This window comes from Lysinibacillus sp. GJ-1, from assembly GCF_021166035.1.
GTDB classification, from domain to species: domain Bacteria; phylum Bacillota; class Bacilli; order Bacillales_A; family Planococcaceae; genus Lysinibacillus; species Lysinibacillus sphaericus.
The window spans coordinates 1,012,679-1,037,092 of sequence record NZ_CP088912.1 but is presented as its reverse complement, the minus strand read 5'-3'; the positions used below and the strand labels follow the sequence as shown (position 1 = coordinate 1,037,092).

The window sequence follows — 24,414 nt, the reverse complement described above, 5'->3', positions numbered from 1 at the left end:
TCTTCCTATCATTGTGTTGGTGTCTCTTCATAGTCACATTTCGTACACTGAATTTGTACACCTTTTTTTAATTTTTTCTCTACTAATAATGCACTACATTTCGGGCATGGTCTACTAATCGGTTTATCCCATGATACAAATTCGCATTCTGGATATTGATTACATCCATAAAATAAACGCTTTGTTTTACTTTTACGCTCAACAATTTCACCTGTTTCACAAGAAGGGCATTTAACCCCGATTGGCTTCATAATTGCTTTTGTATTTCGGCAATCTGGGAAGTTCGAGCAAGCCATAAATTTTCCATAGCGCCCCAGTTTGAATACCATTGGTGAACCACATTTTTCGCAATCCTCACCAGCCGGTTCATCTTTAATTACTACTTTCTCCATTTCAGCATCCGCATGCTTGACATGAACTTCAAAGTCTTTATAAAAATCATCGATTACTTCAACCCATTTACGACTACCTTCTTCAACATCATCGAGATCTTGTTCCATTTTTGCTGTAAATTCGATATTGATGATATCAGGGAAAAATTCCAGCATTTGTTGGTGGACAATTTCACCTAGCTCTGTCGGCATAAATCTTTTGGCATCAAGCACAACATAGCCGCGGCGTTGAATTGTATCGAGGGTCGGTGCATATGTCGACGGTCGTCCTATTCCTAACTCTTCCATTGTTTTCACAAGACGCGCTTCTGAATAACGCGGTGGAGGCTGTGTAAAATGTTGCTTCGGTTCGATTTCAAGTGATGTCACCTGATCGCCGATTTCCATTTCCGGTAGAAGTTTCGTCGTTTCTTCTGTTTGATCATCTGTACCTTCAATATAGAGTTTCATAAATCCGGCAAATTTGACCTGTGAACCGTTTGCACGGAATAAAGCATCATTATTCTGAAGATCTACAGCCACTGTATCTAAAACAGCAGGGGCCATTTGACTCGCAATAAAGCGCTCCCAAATCAAACGGTATAAGCGTAGCTGATCGCGACTAAGCACTGTTTTTAACTCATCCGGTGTTCGCATCGTACTTGTTGGACGAATGGCTTCATGGGCATCTTGCGCATTCGATGCTTTTTTGGCCTGCTTTGTTTCTGTCGAGATATATTCTTTCCCATACTTTGTCTCAATATAAGAAACCGCTTCCGCTTTTGCAGTTTCAGATATACGCGTTGAATCTGTACGCATGTACGTGATTAAACCGACTGTACCTTCTTTTTTACCAATATCAATACCTTCATACAATTGCTGTGCCAGCATCATCGTTTTCTTCGCACGGAAATTTAACTTTCGCGCTGCTTCTTGTTGTAAAGAAGATGTCGTAAAAGCAGGCGCAGCATTTCGTTTACGTTCTTTTTTCGTCACATTGACAACTTCAAATGCTGTACCTTTGACATTTTTTAAAATCGACTTTACTTGCTCTTCATTCGATAATTTGATTTTTTCTTTGCCGTTACCGTAATACAGTGCATCGAATGTCTTTTTGCCCTTTTCAAAAGAGCCTTCAATCGTCCAATACTCTTCTGGTTGGAAGTTTTTAATTTCATTCTCACGATCAATGATCATACGAAGTGCAACCGATTGTACGCGACCTGCTGATAAGCCCTTCTTTACTTTTTTCCAAAGAATTGGGCTTATATTATAGCCTACTAGACGATCTAACATCCGACGTGTTTGTTGAGCATCCACTAAGTCCATATTAATGGCACGTGGGTTTTTAAAGGAATCTAAAATCGCATCTTTTGTAATTTCATTAAAAACAACTCGACAGTCTGAATTAATATCAATATTTAATGCCGTCGCAAGGTGCCAAGCAATCGCTTCTCCCTCGCGGTCTGGATCGGCCGCTAGATAGACTTTCTTCACTTTTTTAGCCGCAGACTTCAGTTCCTGTAAAACAGGTCCTTTTCCGCGAATTGTAATATATTTAGGTTCGTAATTATTTTCAGTATCTACACCCATTTGACTTCGTGGTAAGTCACGCACATGTCCAACAGATGCTTTTACTTTATATTTTTTCCTAAATAACGTTCAATTGTTTTTGCTTTTGCTGGTGATTCTACAATCACTAAATAATCCGCCATCTATGTCTCCCCCTTAGCGAGGTCTATTGCTAATTTTTTAAGTTACCTGTTGCAAAATGTATAACAGATTTTAAGATAATGCAACTTTTTTTCAATTTTTGCTAGAAAAGAGCGAAAGTGTTTCAACGATTTGGTGACCATCGCACACGGGTATAGCTCCTTCTATAAGTAATTTATTTGTCCCTTTTGACTGCTCTTTATTAATCGGTCCTGGAACGACAAATACATCTTTGCCTTGCTCTAATGCGCATTCTGTCGTAATTAACGTCCCACTTTTTAGCGCAGCCTCCGTGACAACGATTGCTTGAGTCAGACCACTTATTAGCCGGTTACGCATAGGAAATTGCCATTTTGCCGGTCGCATATAAGGTGGATACTCTGTAACAAGTAAATGGTTTTCTGCCATGTGCTGAGCAAGTGCTTGGTTTTCCTTAGGATAGACATAATGAAAACCATGACCTAACACGGCAATTGTTTGTCCACCAAATTTAATCGTCGCTTCATGAGCCATTGTATCAGCACCTCGTGCAAGCCCACTGACAACCGTATATTCGTGCGCAACAAGCGGAGGGACGATTAAGTCCATTGCCGTTCTTGTATAGGCTGTAGCCTTTCTAGAGCCTATTATAGCTATCCGTTTATCTCTTGCTAGCAGTGCAGACTGACCTTTCACATACAATACAGTAGGTGGACTAGGTATTTCAAATAATTGCGCCGGGAAATATGGGTGATTAAATGGTATGGGGAAAATATTTGCTTGTGCGTAAGCCTCTTCAAATGGCAAGTGTCGAACACGTTGAAAATTCCGAATCATTAGCAGCGCTTTTTGCCATGTTATTTGCAATGCACCCGCAATCTCTTCAGGGTGCGCTTCTTCAAAATAACTCAATACATCCACCGGGGACAATAATTGTTGAAGTTTTTGGAGTGGTAATGGATATATATAATGCATAGCTAGTAATCTCTGTGTATCTACTGAGAAAATCATTTAAAAACCTCCTTTATAATAGAAGAAATTAAATGACCGCAATTTATTTCAGCACAAAAAAAATAGAATATGACCCGTCCTGTAGCTTCGCCTTGTCGACTTTTGTTGTGTGCGTTTAGCATGTAACTGTACAAACACCGCCGTTTGTAAAGCTACGAACAGGTTTACCATCTACCGAGACAGAGAAAAAGATGTAGCCACAATGTGCTACATCTTCCATTTTAATGGGTTTTACATTTTTCGTATAGCCCTTTTTCTTTAATTACCTTAATAAGTGTTTCGCCGATAACAGAAGGTGTTTCAGCAACTTCAATACCAGCTTCGTTCATTGCTTTAATTTTTTCAGCAGCCGTTCCTTTACCGCCAGAAATAATGGCACCTGCATGTCCCATACGTTTCCCTGGAGGTGCTGTTTGTCCACCAATAAAGCCAACAACCGGCTTTGTCATATTTGCTTTAATCCACTCAGCTGCTTCTTCTTCAGCAGTACCACCAATTTCCCCAATCATGACAACTGCATATGTTTCAGGATCATTGTTGAATGCTTCAAGGGCATCAATAAAGTTAGTCCCATTTACAGGGTCTCCTCCGATACCTACAGCCGTTGTTTGACCAATACCAGCTTGCGTCAATTGGTGTACCGCTTCATACGTTAATGTACCAGAACGTGAAACTACACCAACATGCCCTTTTGTATGAATATAACCAGGCATAATACCAATCTTACACTCATCAGCCGTAATAACACCTGGACAGTTTGGACCAACTAGGCGTGTTTTTTTGCCTTCCATAAAGCGTTTAACCTTCACCATGTCAAGGACAGGAATATGTTCTGTAATACAAATTGTTAATTCTAGCTCAGCATCAACAGCTTCTAAAATGGCATCTGCTGCAAAAGGTGCTGGTACATAAATAACCGATGTTGTTGCACCTGTTGCTGCTACAGCCTCAGCTACAGTATTGAACACAGGTACGCCTTCAATTTCAAGACCTCCCTTACCAGGTGTTACGCCTGCTACGATTTTTGTACCATAATCAAGCATCTGCTTCGTATGGAATAGCGCTGTTTCGCCTGTAATCCCTTGTACAATTACCTTTGTATCTTTATTAATAAATACAGCCATTGTTCTCCCTGCCTTCCTTAGCCTACTAGTCCCACAATTTTTTGTGCACCGTCAGCCATTGAGTCTGCTGCCACGATGTTTAAACCTGATGCATTTAAGATTTCTTTACCAAGCTCTACGTTTGTACCTTCTAAACGTACTACTAACGGTACAGATAAACCGATTTCTTTGGCTGCTGTTACTACACCATCAGCGATAATGTTACACTTCATAATGCCGCCGAAAATATTAACGAAAATACCTTTTACATTTGAGTCAGAAAGGATAATTTTGAAAGCTTCTGTTACTTTCTCGGCTGTTGCGCCGCCCCCTACATCAAGGAAGTTAGCGGGGCTACCGCCATAGTAACTAATTGTATCCATCGTTGCCATTGCTAGACCCGCACCATTTACCATACAGCCAATGTTGCCATCTAGTGAAATATAGCTAAGATCATATTTCGATGCTTCGATTTCTTTTGGATCTTCTTCATCAAAATCGCGTAATTCGACAATATCTTTATGACGATACAACGCATTGGCATCAAAATTAAATTTAGCATCTAGTGCTACAACCTCTCCTTGTCCAGTGACAACAAGTGGATTAATTTCTACTATTGAAGCATCTTTGTCGATAAATGCTTGATATAAACCTAACATTAATTTAACAGCTTTCCCTACTAGGTTTGCTGGAATATTCATATTAAACGCCATACGACGTGCTTGGAAGCTTGTTAGTCCAATTACTGGATCAACAACTTCTTTGAAGATTTTTTCTGGATTTGTTTCAGCTACTTCTTCAATATCCATACCGCCTTCTTCTGAACCCATAAATGTTACACGAGAAGTAGCGCGGTCTAATACTAAACTTAAATAATACTCTTTTTGGATATCAGAGCCCTCTTCAATATACAAGCGTTTTACTTCTTTACCTTCTGGACCTGTTTGATGAGTTACTAAAATTTTACCTAATAACTCTTTTGCGTATGTACGCACCTCATCAAGGTTTTTTGCGATTTTGACACCACCAGCTTTACCGCGTCCACCTGCATGAATTTGCGCCTTGACCACGGTTACATTTGAGCCAAGTTCCTTCGCTACCTTCACTGCCTCATCAGGGGAAAAAGCAACTTTTCCATTGGGTACTGCAACACCATATTTTCTCAGAATCTCTTTCCCTTGATATTCATGGATATTCATAATACATCCTCCCATCAAACATTTGCATAAAATTGTTTTACTAACATAATCTATTCTAACGAAAGATTCTGATAAAGTCTACACTTTGTCTTTTGTTCGAATTTTATCTAAAATTATGACGTTTTCTTCTACTTCGTGTACTAAAACAGAGAATTCTTGAAATCAGAATTCTTTATTTTTTCTATATTTTTGCTATGTTGTTGGTCTAGATGATAGATAAAAGCAAACACTTCAGCCACCGCTTGATATAATTCTTCAGGTATTGACTCATTTAAATCTAATTGTCCAAGTAATTGAACAAGATTCGGATCCTCATATATCGGCACATCATGTTCACTTGCACGGTAATATATTTTCAGCCACTTTCCCTTTTCCTTTTGCTACGACAGATGGGCTATCAAATTGTCCTTGTTTATAAGTGAGGGCAATCGCTTCTTTACGCGTCTTTTTTTCTTCACTCATATGCGGAAATCCACCCCACTAATTTCCTCCTGCTGTTGTACTACAGGGGTTGTTTTTTCAAGTTGGGCTTTTTCAAATTGTTTAATAAAGACTCCCGATAGCTGATAATTTTTTTTTGCAAGCCCTAATTTCAATGCTGTTTTTAGAGGTTCTGCCTGAAAAGCAATATCTGAATTTTCATTAAATACTGTGACAGTGACGACACGATTTTGAACTTGCATATCAATTACGGTTTCTTTCATTGACTCCATTTGTAAATAAAACAATATTCGTGCGTAGTTGGCATCAATCTTTCCGTCTTCTTTCATACGCCCATTCCATTGTAACGTGGCATCCATTTTCTTTCCAAAAAATTCAAGGGGCACTTGCATCACGAGCTGGTGTTGATGACCATTTTCTCCTGACACAAGTTGCATCCCATTCATGCGTGTCATTAAAAGCTCAGCTGCTTCCCTTAGTTGTGGCGTTATTTGAGCTTCTTGAAGCAATGTATGAAGCTGTGGTTTTAATTGGTGTGCAATTGCTTGCAAATCCGCTGATTTACTACTAAGCGTAGCCTCGTAACTAATGCCTAAACTTTTCAATACCGTTTTAAGGGCATGCTCCATCGCTTTACTATCCATTGAATTTCGTACATGTGCATCAGCTTCTGTAAGCATGCGTTGAATAGTTGGTTGTGGTGCCTCCGTACTTTGTTTTACAAGATTTCGCATCAGCGCGTCATTTTGTACTGGAATTGTCGACTCTTGCTTAAACAGTGATAATAAATGTTCTTTTACAGAAAGCGCATTACCATCTTGCGTAAATAACCGTTCGGGTGCATTGTGAGCGAACGCTTTGATTAGTTGTTCTTGCATTTGCTTCGCAAAAATTTCCAATGTTTGTTTATTAGTTGGTAATTGGTTAAATCGATCAATCATTTGGTTCAGCTGTTGCTTTTGCTCATTGCTCAATAAATTTTGGCTCGCTGTCCAAGATTTTAGCTGTTCAATAAGCTGTTGCTTATTTTCTGGTTTTGTTGCTAAAATTGTTTGGATTACTTGGCCAGCCTGCTGAAGTTGACCTTGTTGCACAGCTTTTGCTTCATTTAGAGACGACCAATTTTGTAAAGTTGCTTGTTGCGGTAAAATACCCGCTTCTTTTAATAGAGTTAAAGCTTGTAATCGTTCACTTGTTGATGCTGCGTTATTAGTTAAAAGTTGAATCGATTTTGCGAGCAGTAACGTACCTGTTTCTGCCTCGAAGGGTTTTGCAATGGCTAACACTTGTTGCATCAAATTTTGTTTCACATTGGCTTGTAATGCTGTATCCTTCGCTAATAACTGTGTAAAATTATCCATTATTGCCGACATACCAGATGTTTTTTGCCCACTAACAAGTGCTTGAAATACATCTTGCGTCATTGGCATTTTTAGCTCAACCATTTTTTGAAGCGCTTGTAAGGCATCCATCTTTGTCACACCTTCAGGCAATGCCTTCATCCACATTTCAGCTTGCATAAGTTGCTCTTTAGAAATCGGTATTTGAGCCTTAATAAAGTGCGCTAACACCTGTTGCATTTCTGACGTTTTTGGCAAATTCATCGAATCTAGTAGCTGATTTATTTGTTGGTTTGTAGAAACCTCTTGCCCCATCGGTCCTGTAACAACTTTTAACTCTGTTTGAGGGCTTGTCCCTGTTACTTGAAAGAAATGGGCATCCCCTGCTTTTAGCGGTACTTCCAGTTTAGCAATCAGTTTTTGATTGCCTACTTGGACCTCTGCCGTTTGATCTGGATATAATTGTTTAATCGTGCCATGAAATACTTGTCCTTGCTTTAATGCCAGCGGTTGATTTGCTGGAGTTAAAGTAGTTTGTTGCATTTGTATTGGATTAAACGATGTTGCTGTCATCTAATTACTCCTTTCTTACATCGATTTTATAGGTTCAAAAGACTTGCGATGATGTATCGTTGGTCCGAATGTTTCAAGTGCCTCTAAATGTTGTTTTGTACCGTAGCCCGCATGCTGTGCAAAGCCATACATAGGAAATTCTTTGTCCAATTGTTCCATATACTCATCCCTAGCTGTTTTCGCTAAAATAGAAGCTGCTGCAATGGCTAAACTTTTTGCATCGCCTTTAATAATCGAATCCTGTGGAATGGTGATTGGTAGTGTCATAGCATCGACTAGCACATAATCCGGTTTAATGGACAAGGATTCCACACTTGTTTTCATCGATTGCTTTGTCGCTTCATAGATGTTCAGTGCATCAATCGTTTGTGCTGATTGAAAATGAATGAAATAGCTAATGGCATGTTCTTTCACCAATGCTGCAAAAACATTGCGTTTTTCCTTTGTTAACTGCTTCGAATCATTTAATCCTACAAGAGCTTCACAGTTTTTTGGCAAAATAACAGCTGCGGTTACAACAGGTCCTGCTAAAGGCCCGCGCCCTGCTTCATCTACACCTGCGATGAAGGCATTTTCACCACCATAGCACTGATCGAAGTCAATCTTCGCTTGATGCTCTTCCAATAGCTGTCGTTTCTTTTCTTGGCGTTTATTCCAACTATGCCATGCTTTCTGCACACCTGCACGCTCGTCGGTTGCAATTGCCGCCATCCATTCTTGCCAATCCTCAGCTATTTTTAGTGCTGCTGTAATCTCTTTAATCGTTTTCATCATTTTACTCCCTTTATCTTACTCTATATCATTTATCGGCAATATCTACTATTCCTAAAAGAAAAAGGCTAGGACAAAAGGAAAAAGTGTTAGATTGACGGCAATCAATCTAACACTTTTTTGCATTGCTGTAAATGTTCGTTACGGTGTTTGCTTTTCACCTGATACCTCTTTCACTATGTGCACCTCTGTAGGATTTACCAACTAGTGCTCTCGGTTAGTGGAAGTTACAAGCAATTTTGTCTCTTTTAAAGGTTTGTCCCTATCACTTTTTCACACATTATTGCTGTGTCGCTTCTTTTTCAAGCTGTTCATCAACAAAGTCAAATGTTAGCTTTCCTAATAGTAATCCACGAATATCTCGTACGATTAGCTGGGCTACTTGATCGTAGTCGATTTCTCCACCTGCTCCAAAAACACGACGAAGCTTGCCGATATGGTCAAACGTTTCCACTAAGTCGTCATGCATAAACTGAAAACCATAGCGTTCTTCCATACGTGTTGGATAATGTGTCGATAAAAATTGTAACCCATATACCGCCAAATCTTCCATGTTAGTAATGGTATCTTTAATAGCACCTGTTAAAGCCAGCTTATAGCCTACTTCTTGGTCTTCAAACTTAGGCCATAAAATTCCTGGTGTATCTAGTAATTCTAATTCCTTGCCGACTTTTATCCATTGTTGCGCCTTTGTCACACCAGGCATATTGCCTGTTTTCGCAATATTTTTCTTTGCTAAGCGATTAATAAGTGTGGATTTTCCCACGTTTGGAATTCCAACAATCATTGCTCTGATGGCTCTCGGCTTCATCCCTCTTGACTTCATGCGGTCAAATTTTTCTTTTAATATTTCTTGTGCCGCCTTGGTCACAAGTTGTAGTCCTTTTCCTTCAAGCGAATTGATTGCCACTGCTTTATGGCCATGCTGTGCAAAATATTCTACCCATTTGCGTGTTTCGTGCTCATCCGCCATATCTGATTTATTTAAAATAAGTAGACGCGGCTTTTGGTTAATGACCTCATCAATCATCGGATTTCTCGAAGATAATGGTAAGCGAGCATCGATTAATTCAAATATAATATCTACTAGCTTTAATTTTTCTGTTACTTCACGGCGTGCCTTCGCCATATGCCCTGGAAACCATTGTATAGTCATTTCTATACCTCCTAAATAAGAAAAGCGCATTCGCCCAATTCAGTGCGAATGCCTTAAAATCGAATAAGAAAACGTATGCTCTTAGACGTCAAGAAAGGGAGTATTAGCCCCCTTTCAAACATTACTTCACAATTTTAATATCACTATACAGTAAGAAAATAAGGCTTGTATTACCTATAATTTCTTTTTGATCGACAATACCTATGTGACGGCTATCTTTACTATATCGACGATTATCGCCCATCACAAACACATAGCCTTCTGGAATTACATCATGCAGTGATGCATCAATGTCATTTAACGTAAAATCTTCCGTTAATGTACCTTCAGTAATTTCAGCTTTGTATGCATCTAAATAAGGCTCATCTATCGGTTCTCCGTTAATGTATAACTGATCGTCTTTATATTCCAATGTTTCACCAGGTAAGCCAATTACACGTTTAATGTAGTTTTTTTGCTCTGGTGCATGGAACACCACGATATCAAAGCGCTTAGGCTCTCCAATTTTATAACCAATTTTGTTGACAATCATTCGGTCGCCATCTTCAAGGGTTGGCATCATGGACTCACCGTCAACTGCAATTGGTGTAAATAAAAAATAACGAATAACTGCTGCAATCGCAAATGCAATTAAAAGAGCCTTTGTCCATTCCCATAATTCATTCTTTTCTTTCACTTGTTTTTCCATTATGAATTGCCCCCTTGTCTATCTTCATTTTAGATGATTATTATTTAAGATGACAAGCAAAAAGAAAAGGAGCTTGCAATACAAGCCCCTCACTTTTAAGTCATAATTATCGAATTTCTTTAATACGAGCAGCTTTACCACGTAGGTTACGTAGGTAGTAAAGTTTAGCACGACGTACTTTACCACGACGTACAACTTCTAAGTTAGCGATTTTTGGTGTGTGTACAGGGAATGTACGTTCAACACCTACACCGTAAGAAATTTTACGAACTGTGAAAGTTTCGCTAATACCGCCACCACGACGTTTGATAACTACACCTTCGTATACTTGGATACGTTCACGAGTACCCTCTACTACTTTCACGTGTACCTTAACAGTATCACCAGGACGGAAAGCTGGTAGATCAGTGCGAAGCTGAGCTTTAGTAATTTCTGTAATAATGTTTGACATTGTTTTCTCTCCTTAGACAGATGCTCTTGCACGCAATGTATGCCACAGCGGAACACCGTAATTCAGCACTTCACATAGAAGCACAGATTAGATGTTATCACATATATGGCATGCAAGCAAGCATCTTTATTGTTGTTTTTTAAGTTTTTCCAAATACAATTTTTGCTTGTCTGTTAATGGATAATGCTCGAGTAAATCAGGTCGACGCTCGAATGTTCTTTTTAACGATTGTTCTTCGCGCCATTGTTCGATTTTCGCATGATTGCCTGATAATAATACTTCTGGTACTTGCATGCCTCGGAATTCAGCAGGTCGCGTATAATGTGGATGTTCTAACAGACCCGTTGAAAAAGAATCTTGGATATGGGAATCTGCTTGTCCCAACACGCCAGGTAAAAGGCGTACGACACTATCGATAACCGTCATCGCACCTAACTCACCACCTGTTAACACAAAATCACCAATCGATATTTCATCGGTAACGAGGTGCTGACGAATGCGTTCATCGTAGCCTTCGTAGTGACCACATAAGAACACTAATTCACTTTCTTGCGCTAGCTCTTCCGCTTTTTTTTGGGTGAAACGTTCACCCTGCGGACACATTAAGATAATACGTGGCTTTTTACCCGCTGTAATAGCCTCTACAGCACTAAACATCGGCTCTGGCTTTAACACCATCCCTGCACCGCCACCATACGGATAATCGTCTACCTGATTATGCTTGTTGCCAGAAAACGCACGAATATCTGATACTTCTAGCTTTACAGCCCCTTTTTCTTGAGCTTTTTTTAGTATCGATGCACCAAATACACCCGAAAACATATCTGGAAATAGACTTAATACGTGAATATGCATCATAGTAAGCCTTCCATCACATGAATAACAATTTTCTTTTCTTCCACATCAATATTTTTGACGATGTCTTCAATATATGGAATGTAATGCTCTTTTTTAGCACCCTTCACTACCCACACATCATTGGCACCTGTTTGCAGAATATCTTTGACTTCACCAATTGTTGCACCTTCTTCAGATACAACCGTACAGCCTATAATTTCATGGAAGAAAAATTCATTTTCTTGTAATAAATCATCAGTCATCTGATCTTTCGTGATTTTGAGCATTCCTTCTTTGAACGGCTCGACAAAGTTGATATTATCCATACCTTCAAATGTTAACAAAATAAAGTTTTTATGACGGCGTACGGATTGAATTGTTACCCACGTTGGCTTTTTATCGTCTTTTTTAAACGCTGCAAGCTTATTCCCGACCGCAAAGCGTTCTTCTTCAAAATCTGTCGTCGATAAGATACGCACTTCACCACGAATTCCGTGCGTGTTCACAATACGACCTACATTAAACCATTCCATTCACTTCACCTCTATACCGTTATATATCCGTACTATATAAAAAAAGGAAGGAACCAGCAAGCTCCCCCCTCTTCTATCCAGATTTTACGCTACACATTTACAGCTCCTACGAATTCTAGCAACAACATAGTCGTTAAAATTGTTCAGTGCAAAATGGCGACAGGTTGCATAATTGCTACATTGTTACCTTATTGCGCGTAAACGAGCGTGAAAATCTTTTTATCAATCCAATATATCGACGTAAGTCTTTTTTTGATGGTGACTACCTGCCGCTGAATAAACAATTGTACGAATCGCTTTCGCTACTCGCCCTTGTTTGCCTATGACTTTCCCTCGATCCTCTGGATGAACAAAAAGTTTATAAACAATTCGATTTGCATTTTCGTCCGTCTCAATACGGACTTCTTCTGGATAATCGACTAACGGTAAAACGATTGCTTCAATCAGCTGCTTCAAAGACGTCTCCCCCGATTATTTACTGAATTTTTGGTTATGGAATTTTTCCATGATACCTTGTTCTGAGAACAAGTTACGCACTGTATCTGATGGTTTTGCACCGTCAGCTAACCATTTAAGAGCTTTCTCTTCATCAATGTTTACAGTAGCTGGTTGAGTTAGTGGGTTGTAAGTACCAACTGTTTCGATTGAACGACCGTCACGTGGTGAACGAGCGTCTGCAACTACGATACGATAGAAAGGAGATTTTTTAGCTCCCATACGTTTTAAGCGAATTTTAACTGCCATTTTAATAGCACCTCCGAATAAGTTTCACACAAGATAGTATATTATCAATGTTTATGTTGTTTGTAAAGTGTTTTTTCTTAACACCTATAAAATATTATTTAAACAATGAATCAAAGCCAGGTAATTTCATCTTTTTCTTGCCTTTACCTGTCGCCATACCTGTCATTTGCTTCATCATTTTTTTCATTTCGTCAAATTGTTTTAACAAACGGTTGACCTCTTGAATAGACGTACCTGAACCTTTGGCAATGCGCTTTTTACGGCTACCATTAATGATTTCGGGATTTGTCTTTTCAGCAGTTGTCATAGAGTAAATAATGGCTTCTACACGGCCCATTTGCTTATCATCTACTTTGACATTGTCTAAGCCTTTAATTTTGCCTGCACCTGGTAGCATTTTCAATATTTCGTCGAGCGGACCCATTTTTTTCACTTGTTGTAATTGCTCAACAAAATCATCGAGTGTAAAGCTTTGCGTTTTGAACTTTTCTTCCAGTTCTTTCGCCTTTGCTTCATCGACGTTTGCCTGCGCCTTTTCAATTAGTGATAACACGTCACCCATGCCTAAAATACGAGATGCCATACGCTCCGGATGGAACGGTTCAAGCGCATCCAGTTTTTCGCCCATACCGACAAATTTAATTGGTTTCTGTGTCACCGAACGAATGGATAATGCTGCACCACCGCGTGTATCGCCATCCAGTTTTGTTAAAACAACCCCTGTAATGCCGACAGCCTCATTAAAACTTTCCGCAACGTTTACAGCATCTTGCCCCGTCATGGCATCTACCACAAGGAAAACTTCATCAGGCTCTTTTAACGCACGGATATCCTTTAATTCTTGCATTAAATCTTCATCGATATGCAAGCGACCTGCTGTATCGATAATGACAACATCATGATGTTCTTCTTTCGCCAGTTCAATTGCCTGACGAGCGATTTCAACTGGTGATACATCTGTGCCTAAAGCAAAAACAGGTAAAGATAATTGCTTTCCTAATGTTTGTAATTGCTGAACCGCAGCAGGGCGATAAACGTCCGCAGCAACTAGTAATGGTTTACGGTTATATTTTTTACGTAAAATATTTGCTAATTTCCCAGTTGTTGTTGTTTTACCCGCACCTTGCAAACCGACCATCATAATGACAGTTGGTGGCTTTGTATTAAATTTAATCGGGCTTTGTTCGCCGCCCATCAGCTCCGTTAACTCGTCTTGAACGATTTTAATAACTTGTTGACCCGGTGTTAAGCTTTGCATAACATCTACACCAACAGCGCGTTCACTTACTTTTTTAACGAATTCCTTGACTACTTTTAAGTTAACATCCGCCTCGATTAAAGCAAATCGGACTTCACGCATCATTTCTTTAACGTCTTGTTCCGATACTTTACCCTTACCTTTAATCTTTTGGATCGTTCCTTGGAGTCGTTCCGCTAATCCTTCAAAAGCCACTGCTTTCGCCTCCTAATCCCATTCTTTCAACTGTTCAATAAGCGCCAACTGCTCCTCAACCGGCATACTTTTTTCTGTAATTCCAGCTGTAAGGCGCGCAAGCATTTGCGTACGTTGTTGAAATTTTTCCAGTAAACATAGTTTTTCTTCATATTCTTCAAGCATCGCTTCAGTTCGACGAATATTATCATAAACAGCTTGACGTGAAACTCCATATGATTCAGCGATTTCTCCAAGTGAGTGATCATCTAAATAATACAGTTCCATATAACTTCTTTGCTTATCTGTTAGTAATGCTTGATAAAAGTCGAAGAGAAAGTTCATGCGTGTTGTTTTTTCAAGTAGCATCGAGTTTCTCCCCCCGTTGTTAGTCATTTGTATCATAACGAAAAGCGCCCGTCTGTGTCAAGGTAATCTCCTTGTCTAAAAGCATTCTATTAGCTGAATAACGTTATTTCACCATTAGCTAGTATTTCTCTTTTAAACAATGTGTTTCACCTTTTAACAGTCGAGCGACCATGCTTTCAACTACAATCTTTTACTCTTCGCTATTTTGTAGTTCCTTATCTAAGCCTTCAGCAAATAAGCCGTATACATAGCGTTCTGCATCAAATGGTTGTAAATCATCCATTTTCTCGCCAAGACCTACAAATTTCACAGGAATGTGTAATTTATTTCGAATGGCAAGCACAATACCACCTTTTGCGGTACCATCGAGTTTCGTTAAAACAATTCCCGTTACATTTGTTACTTCTTTAAATGTTTGTGCCTGCACAAGTGCATTTTGACCAGTCGTTGCATCTAGTGCTAGTAACACCTCATGAGGAGCATTCGGTATTTCCCGTGAAATAACTCGATGTACTTTTTCAAGTTCATTCATTAAGTTCACTTTGTTTTGTAAACGGCCCGTAGTATCACAAATTAAGACATCTGCTTTACGATTTTTCGCAGCACGTATTGCATCATACATAACCGCTGCTGGATCCGAACCTTCTGATTGCTTAATAACCTCGCAACCAACACGGTCTCCCCAAACTTGTAATTGGTCAATTGCCCCTGCACGGAACGTATCTCCTGCAGCTAAGACAACTGTTTTCCCTTCCGATTTTAGACGATGTGCTAACTTACCTATTGTTGTTGTTTTCCCAACACCGTTTACACCTACGAATAGAATAACCGTTAACTCACCATTAGGTTGCATATTTAGTTCGATTAAGTCTTCTTCCCCTTGCTCGTAAATTTCCACAAGTTTTTCAGAAATAATCGTTTGGATACCATTTGTATCTTTAATATTTTTGCGCTGTACTTCAAAGCGTAATTTATCCATTAATTCCATTACTGTTTCAAAGCCAACGTCTGCTTGTAATAATAGATCTTCTAGTTCTTCAAAAAAGTCCTCGTCTACTTTACGGTAGCGTGCCACTAAATCATTGACCTTAGAAGTAAAGGAATTACGGGTTTTTTCAAGACCCGCTTTAAATTTTTGTGTAATAGACCAAGCTGAAGGTTTTTTTTCTTTTACAGGTTCCTCTACAATCGCAATTCCCTGCACTTCTTCCTGTTTTTCTTCCTCCACAACATTCGAAGCTTGTGAATCAATGAAGTCCTCACTTGCTGATGATTCTTCTACTTTGTCTTGCAGCTCTTCATGACTTGATTCCTGTTGAACTGGCTCTACCGTATCTTCAAGCTTTAATTCGGTAGATGACTCTTCGACTAAATTTTCTACTTTTTCTTCTGTTGGATTTCCAATTAGCTTATCTTTTAAACGTTTAAAAAAACTCATGCTTGTTCGCTCCTTTGCTCCGCAAGTACGGGTTCATCTTCTAATTTTACTGATACAAGTTTTGATACACCTGATTCCTGCATCGTAATACCATACAGTACGTCAGCTCCCTCCATTGTACCTTTACGGTGTGTAATAACAATGAATTGGGTATTGCGACTAAACTTTTTCAAGTATTCGCTGTATCGAACAACATTTGCCTCATCCAATGCCGCTTCTACTTCGTCGAGTATACAGAACGGCACAGGTCTAATATTTAAAATGGAGAATAGTAAAGCAATCGCGGTAAGTGCACGTTCACCACCAGAAAGTAAACTTAAATTTTGCAACTTTTTCCCTGGCGGTTGCGCAACAATTTCAATGCCCGTATCAAGCATATTGTCAGGATCCAGTAATACTAAATCTGCCTGACCGCCCCCAAACAATTCACGGAATACCCGTTTGAACTGCTCTCGAATGGCAAAAAATGTTTCACTAAAGCGTATTGTCATTTCTTCATCCATTTCTTTAATGGCTTCGTGTAAAGTATCCTGCGCTTCCAGTAAATCCTCACGTTGCTCTGTTAAAAAAGAATGTCGTTCTTGGACACGCTCAAATTCTTCAATCGCACTTAAGTTTACAGGACCTAATTCTTCAATAGATTTTTTCAATAACTTGACGCGACGTCGCATATGCTCTTCATCTTCAATAGTTAAAGCGACTTCAAGTGCCTCTTCAAACGTTAGTTGATAGTTTTCTTCGAGCTGATTTTTAAAATTACTCATCTCAAATTCTACTCGATTGCGCTTTAATTCATTCGCACGTATTGCTTCAATGAAGCCTTTATGTATACGTTGCAATTCCTTTAGCTGCTCTTCTAACGTTGTTAATTCCTGTTGTTGCGCCGCTTTTTCCCCCTTTTTATGGGTAATTGTCACTTGTAACGTTTCTCTTCTAGCTTTCCAAGTTGCGACCTGCTCTTCCACTTCTTCATCACTCAATAATTTTGTCGATTCATCAGATTGAAGCCAGATTATTTCCTGAGAAATATTGTCGACTTTTTGGCGAGCTTTGTTTAATTGTAGGGCAAGTTCAGCGGTCGCAATTTGTACTTGCGACATTTGCTCCTGCATTACCGCTAACTCTGAACGTTTTTCTGCCGTTTGTTCGCGCAGAACATCTTTTTCTGTTTCACTTTGTAGTTTAACTTTACCTAATTGTTCTACCGTCTCGTTTATCGCTACTAATTCTTCAGCTAGCGCTGCTAAACGTACAGTAGCTACTTCCTTTTGAGCAAGCAGCGCTTCCTCACGTGTTTTTACATCTTGCGTTTCATTTGAAGCAAAGGACACTCGGGCGGATAGACTTTTTCTACAACCTCTAATTCTCGAAGGCGACTTGCCTGTTGCATTTCTTCTTTCCGCAGTTGTTCGCCTTCTAGTTTTAATTGTTCTACTTTGTCACGTAATGTGGCCAATGTCTCTTTTTCCGTTGCTACAGCCTGCTCTGCACTATAAATCGACGTTTCTAATGCTTCTAGCTTAGCTATCAGGCCATCGAGCTCGGCTTTTCTTGTAAATAGGGAAGATTGTTGTTTCGCTGCACCACCCGTTAAAGAACCTCCAGCATTGACAATATCCCCTTCGAGCGTTACGACACGGTAACGGAAACCACATAATCGCGCAATTTGACTTGCCCCTTCTAAATGCGCTGCAACGATGACATTGCCAAGCAAATTTTCAACAATGGAGCGATTGTCCTCATCGAACGTGACAAGGGCATCTGCCATTTGTACGAACGCCGGATGCTCCGTAGCAAGCTGAATGGCTGACGGATTAATTTTGCGTGATTTCATAACCGTTTTTGGTAAGAATGTAGCACGCCCCGCTCTTTTTTGCTTTAACCAACGGATAGCTTGTTGGGCGTTCTGTTCGTTCGTCGTCACAATATGTTGGGAGGCGGCACCTAAGGCCGTTTCAATCGCTTGCGAATATTTGCCATTGACCTGAATCAATTCCGCCACTGCGCCTTCAATACCAAATAATTCACCTTTATCACGCGCCAGTAATACTTCCTTAACACCATGGAAGAAGCCAGAGAAATCAGCTTCTAGCTCTGCTAATGTATCTTTTCTAGCTTTTAATTGTTGTTGGTGCTGATACGCCTTATACAGCATTTCTTGCTTATCATTAAAAGAAAGATTCACTTTTTTAAACTGCATTTGCAATGCTTCATATTGTTCGAGCTTCTGTTGCAATGCAGTCGTTGTTGCTGTATGTAGGCCAACAAGTGTTTCTTTCTCCGCCACAACTTCAATCAATTCTTGACCAATCTCATCCGTTTGGTCTGTCATACGAGCTGCCATTGCTTTTTGTTGTGATAGTTGTTGTTCGATATTTTTTAATTCATTTTTGACTGTTGCTTCTTCGTTTAATGAATCGATATAGCGGTTTTTATGCTCTTCCATTTCCTGTTCAATTTCTGTAACTGAACGGTTTAAGGATTGCTCTAATTGCTTAATGATTTGCTTTAGCGTTAAAACTTCTTGTTGTTTTTCTACAAACAATTGTTTTTTCTCAAGTTCTTGCGCAACTAATACCTCTACTTCATTTTGCGCTTCAAGTAATGATGTATTCAACTGCTGTAATTGATTCGTTGCATTTTGGCGTTTTTCAGCCATTAAAGCTTTACGACCATCCCAACGTTCCATTTCCATCGTTGCATCTACAAGCTCAGATTGTGCAGCATCCAATAAAACATCCAACTCTTTTAAATGTTTCCGAATATCCGTCGTTTGGGTTTCTAGCGCTTGAATATCCTTTGCTTGTTTTTGCTCTGTTTCAGATAGCTGCGCATACTCTTCTTTCAATGCATGCAAAGATTGTGCACAATTTTTTAAATCGTGCACAAGGATCGCAATATCAAAATCCTTTAGTTCCGTGGACATTTGTACATAGTCTCTTGCGCTAGAAGCTTGTATTTGCAAAGGCTCCAAACGGCTATCCAACTCATGTAAAATATCTAAAACACGGTAAAGGTTTTCATCTGTTTCTACAAGTTTATGCTCTGCTTTTTTCTTTCGTAGCTTATATTTTAAAACACCAGCCGCCTCTTCAAATATTGAGCGGCGATCGTCCGGGCGGCTATTTAAAATTTCATCGACACGGCCTTGTGAAATAATTGAAAAAGCCTCTTTCCCAAGTCCCGAATCCATAAACAAGTCCGTAATATCCTTCAGGCGACACTGCTGGTTATTTAATAAATATTCACTATCACCTGAACGGTATACGCGTCTTGTTACGCTGACCTCTGTATACGAAAAAGCAAGTTGCTCATCAGTATTATCTAAAATTAATGTTACCTCTGCAAAGTTTAGTGGCTTTCGAGAGTCACTCCCAGCAAAAATAACATCTTCCATCTTTGCCCCACGTAACGACTTTGCCGATTGCTCCCCGAGTACCCAACGAATAGCATCAGTTACATTACTTTTCCCACTGCCATTAGGTCCAACAACAGCTGTAACACCTGGTACAAAGTCAATACCAATGCGCTCCGCAAAAGATTTAAAGCCAATCACTTCGAGTCGTTTTAGGAACATCTATTAAGCCTCCTCTTTAGCAGTATGCTCACGCATTGCGCGCATCGCACATTGTGCTGCTTGTTGCTCGGCTTCTTTTTTTGATTTCCCTCGACCAATACCAAGCTCTTGTCCATTTAATAACACGCTTGATACAAAGGTACGGTTATGCGCTGGGCCTTTTTCATCAATAATTTCATAATGAAGTAAACCGTTATTTGTTTGCTGTACCATTTCTTGTAGTTGGCTTTTAAAATCCATCACATGCGAAAAAGCACCGACTTCTACCTTTGGGAACACGATTCGTTCTAAAAATGTCACGACCGTTTGCAAATCCTGATCTAAATAAAGAGCACCTACAAATGATTCAAAAACATCTGCAAGTAGCGCTGGGCGTTCCCGTCCACCTGTTAATTCTTCACCTTTTCCAAGCAATACAAAGCGACCAAATCCTAATTCATTTGCAAAAATAACAAGGGATGGTTCACAAACGATTGAAGCTCGCAATTTTGTTAATTCGCCCTCACTCATATGCGGGTATTTCTCAAAAAGGTATTTAGAAACAGACAGTTCAAGTACAGCGTCGCCTAAAAATTCGAGACGCTCATTATCCGTAAACAATTTACGGCGATGCTCATTCACATAAGATGAATGCGTGAATGCTTGATACAATAAATTTTTATTAATAAATGTGATGTTTAATTCATGCTGTAATAGCTCGAATTGATTGCGTACTTTTTCAGGAAGTACGCCTGATTTCTGCATAGTTCCTTTTCTTCTCATAGCCATTGAACAATCTGCCTTCCTAATAGTTTCTACCGTCTTAGTGTACCTTTTTCAAGGCATTTATGCAAAAGTATTTCGGCATAAATACAATGTTTTGGAAGTTTTTTCGTATTTTTTTAACAAAAATAAAAAAAGGTACGTCCATCGTTCGAAAAACGAACCATTTCGTACCTTTAAAATACATCAAAGCATATAAGCTTTTGCCATTATGCTTTGATGTAAGTCTACAATGGTATCAGATTTTGTATTATCAAAATCTGTGTCATCTACCAGAAAATTAGTTAATTTTACCTTCGATGTATGAAATAGCAGAACCAACTGTTGAAATTTTTTCAGCATCTTCATCAGAAATTTCCATATCGAATTCGTCTTCAAGCTCCATTACAAGCTCAACAACGTCTAATGAGTCTGCACCTAAATCATCACGGAAAGAAGCTTCTAGTGTAACTTCACTTTCCTCAACACCTAAACGGTCTACGATTACTTTTGTTACGCGCTCTAATACTGTAGTCAAAACGTTCACCTCCCCTCAAATGATTATACAAAAAATTAAAAATTATGCTATAGCATATTATTACATCACCATGCCGCCGTCAATATGTAGCGTTTGGCATGTCATATAGTTTGCATCTTCAGAAGCTAAAAACGCAACTGCTTTCGCAATATCCTCAGGTTGCCCAAGTTTAGCGAGAGGAATTTGTGTCAGCATGCCTTGTTTTAAATCTTCTGGTAGCTGTTCTGTCATTTCAGTTTCAATAAAACCTGGAGCAATGGCATTCACTAAAATATTACGTGACGCAAGTTCTTTTGCCGTCGTTTTTGTTAAGCCAATGACGCCTGCTTTTGCCGCTACATAATTTGCTTGCCCTGCATTACCAGCAACACCAACGATAGAAGAAATATTAATGATGCGCCCTGCACGCTGCTTCATCATTTGACGAGTGACTGCTTTTGTACAAAGGAATACACCTTTTAAGTTTGTATCGAGTACATCGTCCCATTCTTCTTCTTTCATGCGCATCAATAAATTATCGCGAGTAATTCCTGCATTATTTACTAAAATATCAAGCGCGCCAAATGTTTTGACTGCCGCATCCATTAATGCAGTAACTTCCTCTGTTTTGGAGACACTTGCTTGAACGGCAATCGCCTCTCCACCATTTGCTTGAATTGTCGCAACTACTTCCTCTGCTTTTGCCTGTGAGCCGCTATAGTTAACAACAACCTTCGCACCTTCATCCGCAAGCTTCAATGCAATTGCACGTCCAATTCCTCGTGAAGCACCTGTTACAACCGCAACTTTACCTTCTAATTTACGCATTGATTGTCCACTCCTTCGACGCTTCTATTACCGCTTCTAATGACGCTTCATCATATACACAATATGTTGCCACTGAACGATCTATTTTCTTAACTAAACCACTTAACACTTTACCAGGACCACACTCAATAAATACATCCACGCCTTGCGCAATCATTTCGCGAACGGATGCTTCCCATTGTACAGCGCTATACACTTGTTCAACTAATTCTTGTTGAATAGCTGGTACATCTTGTAATTCTTTCGCCTTCACGTTGCTAATTACCGGAATTTGTGGTTCCGATAAAGTAATTTCGGCTAGCGTAGCTTGTAATTGTTCTGAAGATGGTCGCATTAATTCTGAATGGAAAGGTCCACTTACTACTAACGGAATTGCACGTTTTGCACCCGCTTCTTTTGCAGCTACAGAGGCCTTATCAACGCCTTCCTTAGTACCAGAAATAACTATTTGTCCTGGACAGTTGACGTTTGCAACTTGAACTACATCACCTTCAGCTGTAACTTTAGCAGTTACTGCATGTAACGCCTCAAGCTCCATTCCAAGAATAGCTGCCATTGCACCTTGCCCTGCTGGTACAGCTTCGTTCATGTATAAACCACGTTTATGAACAACAGCTACAGCATCCTCAAACGAAAGCACACCTGCGATGACTAATGCACCGTATTCTCCAAGAGAGTGACCCGCAGCATAATGTGGCGTAATGCCTGCAGCACGCAATTTTTCAGCAACCATAACACCTGTCGTTAATAATGCTGGTTGCGCATGGTATGTTAGCGTTAACTCTTCAGCAGGTCCTTCTAACATTAATTTAGATAAGTCAAAACCAAGTGTCTTGTTAGCACTTTCGTAGAAGGCCTTACTTTCTTGCGAATTGCTTATAAATTCTTGACCCATGCCAACCGTCTGTGAGCCTTGGCCTGGAAAAATAAATGCAATTTTCGTCATTTCTTACTAATCCCCTTTGTTAATCAATTTCTAAGTGACGTACTGTATCGGTAATAGTTGATATCACTGTATGCTCTACCATCGTATTGGCTTGACGGATTGCACTATAGATTGCTTTCGCATTGGATGATCCATGCGCTTTAATTACAGGTGCTTGTAAACCAAACAAACCTGCACCGCCATACTCTGTATAGTCCATTTTATTTTTTAAGTCACGTAAATTATTTTTCATTAACATTGCTGAAATTTTCGTTTTGGTAGAAGACATAAATGCCTCTTTTAGCATTGTAAACAATGCACCCGCTGTTCCTTCTATTGACTTCAGCACCATATTGCCTGTAAATCCATCTGTCACAACGACGTCTGCTACCCCATCAAGTAAATCACGCGCCTCAACGTTGCCGATAAAATTCAAGTCCGCTTCTTTTAATAAGGCAAAAGCGGCTTTCGTTAAATCATTGCCTTTTTTATCTTCAGTTCCGATATTTAAAAGACCAATACGCGGCTTTTGTAAACCGCCTACCTTTTTGGCGTATATATCACCCATAATCGCATATTGCAGTAAATGTTCTGGTCGGGCATCTGCATTCGCTCCTAAATCGAGCATTAAAAATCCTTTGCCATCAAGTGTCGGTAATGTCGTAGCTAATGCAGGTCGAGCAATACCTTCAATACGCCCTACCTTAAACAAACCACCTGCCATTAATGCACCTGTATTTCCCGCGGAAAGACAGGCATCTGCCTTCCCTTCTTCCACTGCATCCATCATGCGTGCCATCGATGAATCTTTTTTACGTCGTACAGCACGTGCAGGGTCATCTGTGCCCTCGACCACTTCTTCACAATGAATAACCGTTAAGCGGTCATGCATTTTCAAATAAGGGTCAAGCTTTTCTTGCTGTCCATATAACTGAATTTCCAAATTTGGAATTTGTTCTAATGCTAATAATGCACCTTCCACTACTGACTTTGGTGCATTGTCGCCACCCATTCCATCAAGTGCTAATTTCATTCTTGTTCACCTTTACCTTTCGTGCGGTACATATCGAATTCACCAACCAAAACTGTTTCACCATTTACAGTAGATACAATTTCTACTTTTGTACGATGGCGTTCATCATCTCTTCCAACAACGACCGCCTTAGTAATAACACGATTTCCGGCTTTTACAGGTTTCACAAATGTAATATTGGAGTGCACTGTTAATGCAAGCTCATCATCAATTACCGCTACAGCTAATGAGTTTGCTTGTGCAAATAAATGATGTCCACGAGCAATGCCATTGCGCTGAAAAACGTGCTCATCTTTTACGTCAAAAATTGATAATGCACGATTGTCTAATTCTATATCAATAATTTCACCGATTACTTCGTCAATCGGTAACGATTTCACTTCATTTTCATAAGTTTTCGAAGCCACATCTTTAATTCGTTCACGCAATTCGGGAATTGCTAATTCCATACGATCCAATCGAATGGTTTGAACACTTACCTGAAATTCCGACGCGAGTTGTTCATCTGTGACGAATGGATTTTCCGCAATCGTTTCAGATAATAATCGCTGTCGCTCTTTTTTCGTTCGTCTCAACGTCATTCGCCACCTTTTGAGTTGTTATTAGCACTTGGTACTAATATCAGTATATAGAGTATAAAAAAA

Annotated in this window: 23 protein-coding genes and 2 pseudogenes; all 25 read right to left on the bottom strand. The window is 39.6% G+C overall.

Features of this window, described 5'->3' with window-relative positions:
• Positions 1 to 8: 8 nt before the first annotated feature.
• A pseudogene (gene topA, locus LO754_RS04750) lies at positions 9 to 2,086 on the bottom strand (type I DNA topoisomerase).
• 91 nt (positions 2,087 to 2,177) lie between these two features.
• On the bottom strand, positions 2,178 to 3,074 hold the full coding sequence (gene dprA, locus LO754_RS04745) for a DNA-processing protein DprA (RefSeq protein ID WP_025218789.1): 897 nt from the start codon (positions 3,072 to 3,074) through the stop codon (positions 2,178 to 2,180).
• A 221-nt stretch (positions 3,075 to 3,295) separates the two neighbouring features.
• A complete protein-coding gene (gene sucD, locus LO754_RS04740) occupies positions 3,296 to 4,198 on the bottom strand; it encodes a succinate--CoA ligase subunit alpha (protein ID WP_024362047.1) in 903 nt (300 codons plus the stop codon).
• 17 nt (positions 4,199 to 4,215) lie between these two features.
• On the bottom strand, positions 4,216 to 5,376 hold the full coding sequence (gene sucC / locus LO754_RS04735; RefSeq protein ID WP_024362048.1) for an ADP-forming succinate--CoA ligase subunit beta: 1,161 nt from the start codon (positions 5,374 to 5,376) through the stop codon (positions 4,216 to 4,218).
• A gap of 162 nt (positions 5,377 to 5,538) precedes the next feature.
• Positions 5,539 to 5,838: pseudogene (locus tag LO754_RS04730) on the bottom strand (EscU/YscU/HrcU family type III secretion system export apparatus switch protein).
• Positions 5,835 to 7,730, bottom strand: a complete 1,896-nt coding sequence (locus LO754_RS04725; protein WP_229388759.1) for a hypothetical protein — start codon at positions 7,728 to 7,730, stop codon at positions 5,835 to 5,837. The pseudogene LO754_RS04730 and the gene LO754_RS04725 overlap by 4 nt, the downstream one beginning before the upstream one ends.
• A gap of 15 nt (positions 7,731 to 7,745) precedes the next feature.
• Positions 7,746 to 8,501, bottom strand: a complete 756-nt coding sequence (gene rnhB, locus LO754_RS04720; RefSeq protein WP_229388758.1) for a ribonuclease HII — start codon at positions 8,499 to 8,501, stop codon at positions 7,746 to 7,748.
• A 280-nt stretch (positions 8,502 to 8,781) separates the two neighbouring features.
• Positions 8,782 to 9,657, bottom strand: a complete 876-nt coding sequence (gene ylqF / locus LO754_RS04715) for a ribosome biogenesis GTPase YlqF (RefSeq protein ID WP_229388753.1) — start codon at positions 9,655 to 9,657, stop codon at positions 8,782 to 8,784.
• Between the two features lie 121 nt (positions 9,658 to 9,778).
• Positions 9,779 to 10,345, bottom strand: coding sequence for a signal peptidase I (gene lepB / locus LO754_RS04710; RefSeq protein WP_231785700.1), 567 nt, complete (start codon positions 10,343 to 10,345; stop codon positions 9,779 to 9,781).
• A gap of 106 nt (positions 10,346 to 10,451) precedes the next feature.
• On the bottom strand, positions 10,452 to 10,796 hold the full coding sequence (gene rplS / locus LO754_RS04705) for a 50S ribosomal protein L19 (protein WP_024362054.1): 345 nt from the start codon (positions 10,794 to 10,796) through the stop codon (positions 10,452 to 10,454).
• 126 nt (positions 10,797 to 10,922) lie between these two features.
• Positions 10,923 to 11,651, bottom strand: a complete 729-nt coding sequence (gene trmD, locus LO754_RS04700; RefSeq protein WP_024362055.1) for a tRNA (guanosine(37)-N1)-methyltransferase TrmD — start codon at positions 11,649 to 11,651, stop codon at positions 10,923 to 10,925.
• Positions 11,651 to 12,166: a ribosome maturation factor RimM gene (gene rimM / locus LO754_RS04695; RefSeq protein WP_024362056.1), complete on the bottom strand. Its 516-nt coding sequence runs from the start codon at positions 12,164 to 12,166 to the stop codon at positions 11,651 to 11,653. The genes trmD and rimM overlap by 1 nt, the downstream gene beginning before the upstream one ends.
• A 222-nt stretch (positions 12,167 to 12,388) precedes the next feature.
• Entirely contained in the window at positions 12,389 to 12,622 is a 234-nt protein-coding gene (locus LO754_RS04690; protein ID WP_004269410.1) for a KH domain-containing protein, read from the bottom strand.
• A 15-nt stretch (positions 12,623 to 12,637) separates the two neighbouring features.
• Entirely contained in the window at positions 12,638 to 12,910 is a 273-nt protein-coding gene (gene rpsP, locus LO754_RS04685) for a 30S ribosomal protein S16 (protein ID WP_024362057.1), read from the bottom strand.
• Positions 12,911 to 13,004: 94 nt separating this feature from the next.
• Positions 13,005 to 14,363 carry a signal recognition particle protein gene (gene ffh / locus LO754_RS04680; RefSeq protein WP_024362058.1) on the bottom strand — a complete coding sequence of 453 codons (1,359 nt, stop codon included), beginning with the start codon at positions 14,361 to 14,363 and terminating at the stop codon, positions 13,005 to 13,007.
• A 12-nt stretch (positions 14,364 to 14,375) separates the two neighbouring features.
• Positions 14,376 to 14,711 carry a putative DNA-binding protein gene (locus LO754_RS04675; protein ID WP_024362059.1) on the bottom strand — a complete coding sequence of 112 codons (336 nt, stop codon included), beginning with the start codon at positions 14,709 to 14,711 and terminating at the stop codon, positions 14,376 to 14,378.
• A gap of 190 nt (positions 14,712 to 14,901) precedes the next feature.
• Positions 14,902 to 16,149, bottom strand: a complete 1,248-nt coding sequence (ftsY, locus tag LO754_RS04670; protein ID WP_231785699.1) for a signal recognition particle-docking protein FtsY — start codon at positions 16,147 to 16,149, stop codon at positions 14,902 to 14,904.
• The gene (locus LO754_RS23670; RefSeq protein ID WP_488209311.1) at positions 16,146 to 17,249 is read right to left on the bottom strand and encodes a chromosome segregation SMC family protein; all 1,104 of its coding nucleotides are present in this window, start codon (positions 17,247 to 17,249) and stop codon (positions 16,146 to 16,148) included. The genes ftsY and LO754_RS23670 overlap by 4 nt, the downstream gene beginning before the upstream one ends.
• 197 nt (positions 17,250 to 17,446) lie before the next feature.
• Entirely contained in the window at positions 17,447 to 19,726 is a 2,280-nt protein-coding gene (gene smc / locus LO754_RS23665; protein ID WP_435892051.1) for a chromosome segregation protein SMC, read from the bottom strand.
• A gap of 3 nt (positions 19,727 to 19,729) precedes the next feature.
• A complete protein-coding gene (gene rnc, locus LO754_RS04660; protein ID WP_024362062.1) occupies positions 19,730 to 20,494 on the bottom strand; it encodes a ribonuclease III in 765 nt (254 codons plus the stop codon).
• A 274-nt stretch (positions 20,495 to 20,768) separates the two neighbouring features.
• On the bottom strand, positions 20,769 to 21,005 hold the full coding sequence (acpP, locus tag LO754_RS04655; RefSeq protein ID WP_024362063.1) for an acyl carrier protein: 237 nt from the start codon (positions 21,003 to 21,005) through the stop codon (positions 20,769 to 20,771).
• Between the two features lie 60 nt (positions 21,006 to 21,065).
• Positions 21,066 to 21,812, bottom strand: a complete 747-nt coding sequence (fabG, locus tag LO754_RS04650; protein ID WP_231785698.1) for a 3-oxoacyl-[acyl-carrier-protein] reductase — start codon at positions 21,810 to 21,812, stop codon at positions 21,066 to 21,068.
• The gene (fabD, locus tag LO754_RS04645; protein ID WP_025218784.1) at positions 21,805 to 22,758 is read right to left on the bottom strand and encodes an ACP S-malonyltransferase; all 954 of its coding nucleotides are present in this window, start codon (positions 22,756 to 22,758) and stop codon (positions 21,805 to 21,807) included. The genes fabG and fabD overlap by 8 nt, the downstream gene beginning before the upstream one ends.
• A 19-nt stretch (positions 22,759 to 22,777) precedes the next feature.
• Complete coding sequence (plsX, locus tag LO754_RS04640; RefSeq protein WP_024362066.1) at positions 22,778 to 23,770, bottom strand: phosphate acyltransferase PlsX; 993 nt, start codon at positions 23,768 to 23,770, stop codon at positions 22,778 to 22,780.
• Positions 23,767 to 24,345, bottom strand: a complete 579-nt coding sequence (gene fapR, locus LO754_RS04635) for a transcription factor FapR (RefSeq protein ID WP_024362067.1) — start codon at positions 24,343 to 24,345, stop codon at positions 23,767 to 23,769. Before fapR ends, plsX begins: the two co-directional genes overlap by 4 nt.
• Positions 24,346 to 24,414: the final 69 nt, after the last annotated feature.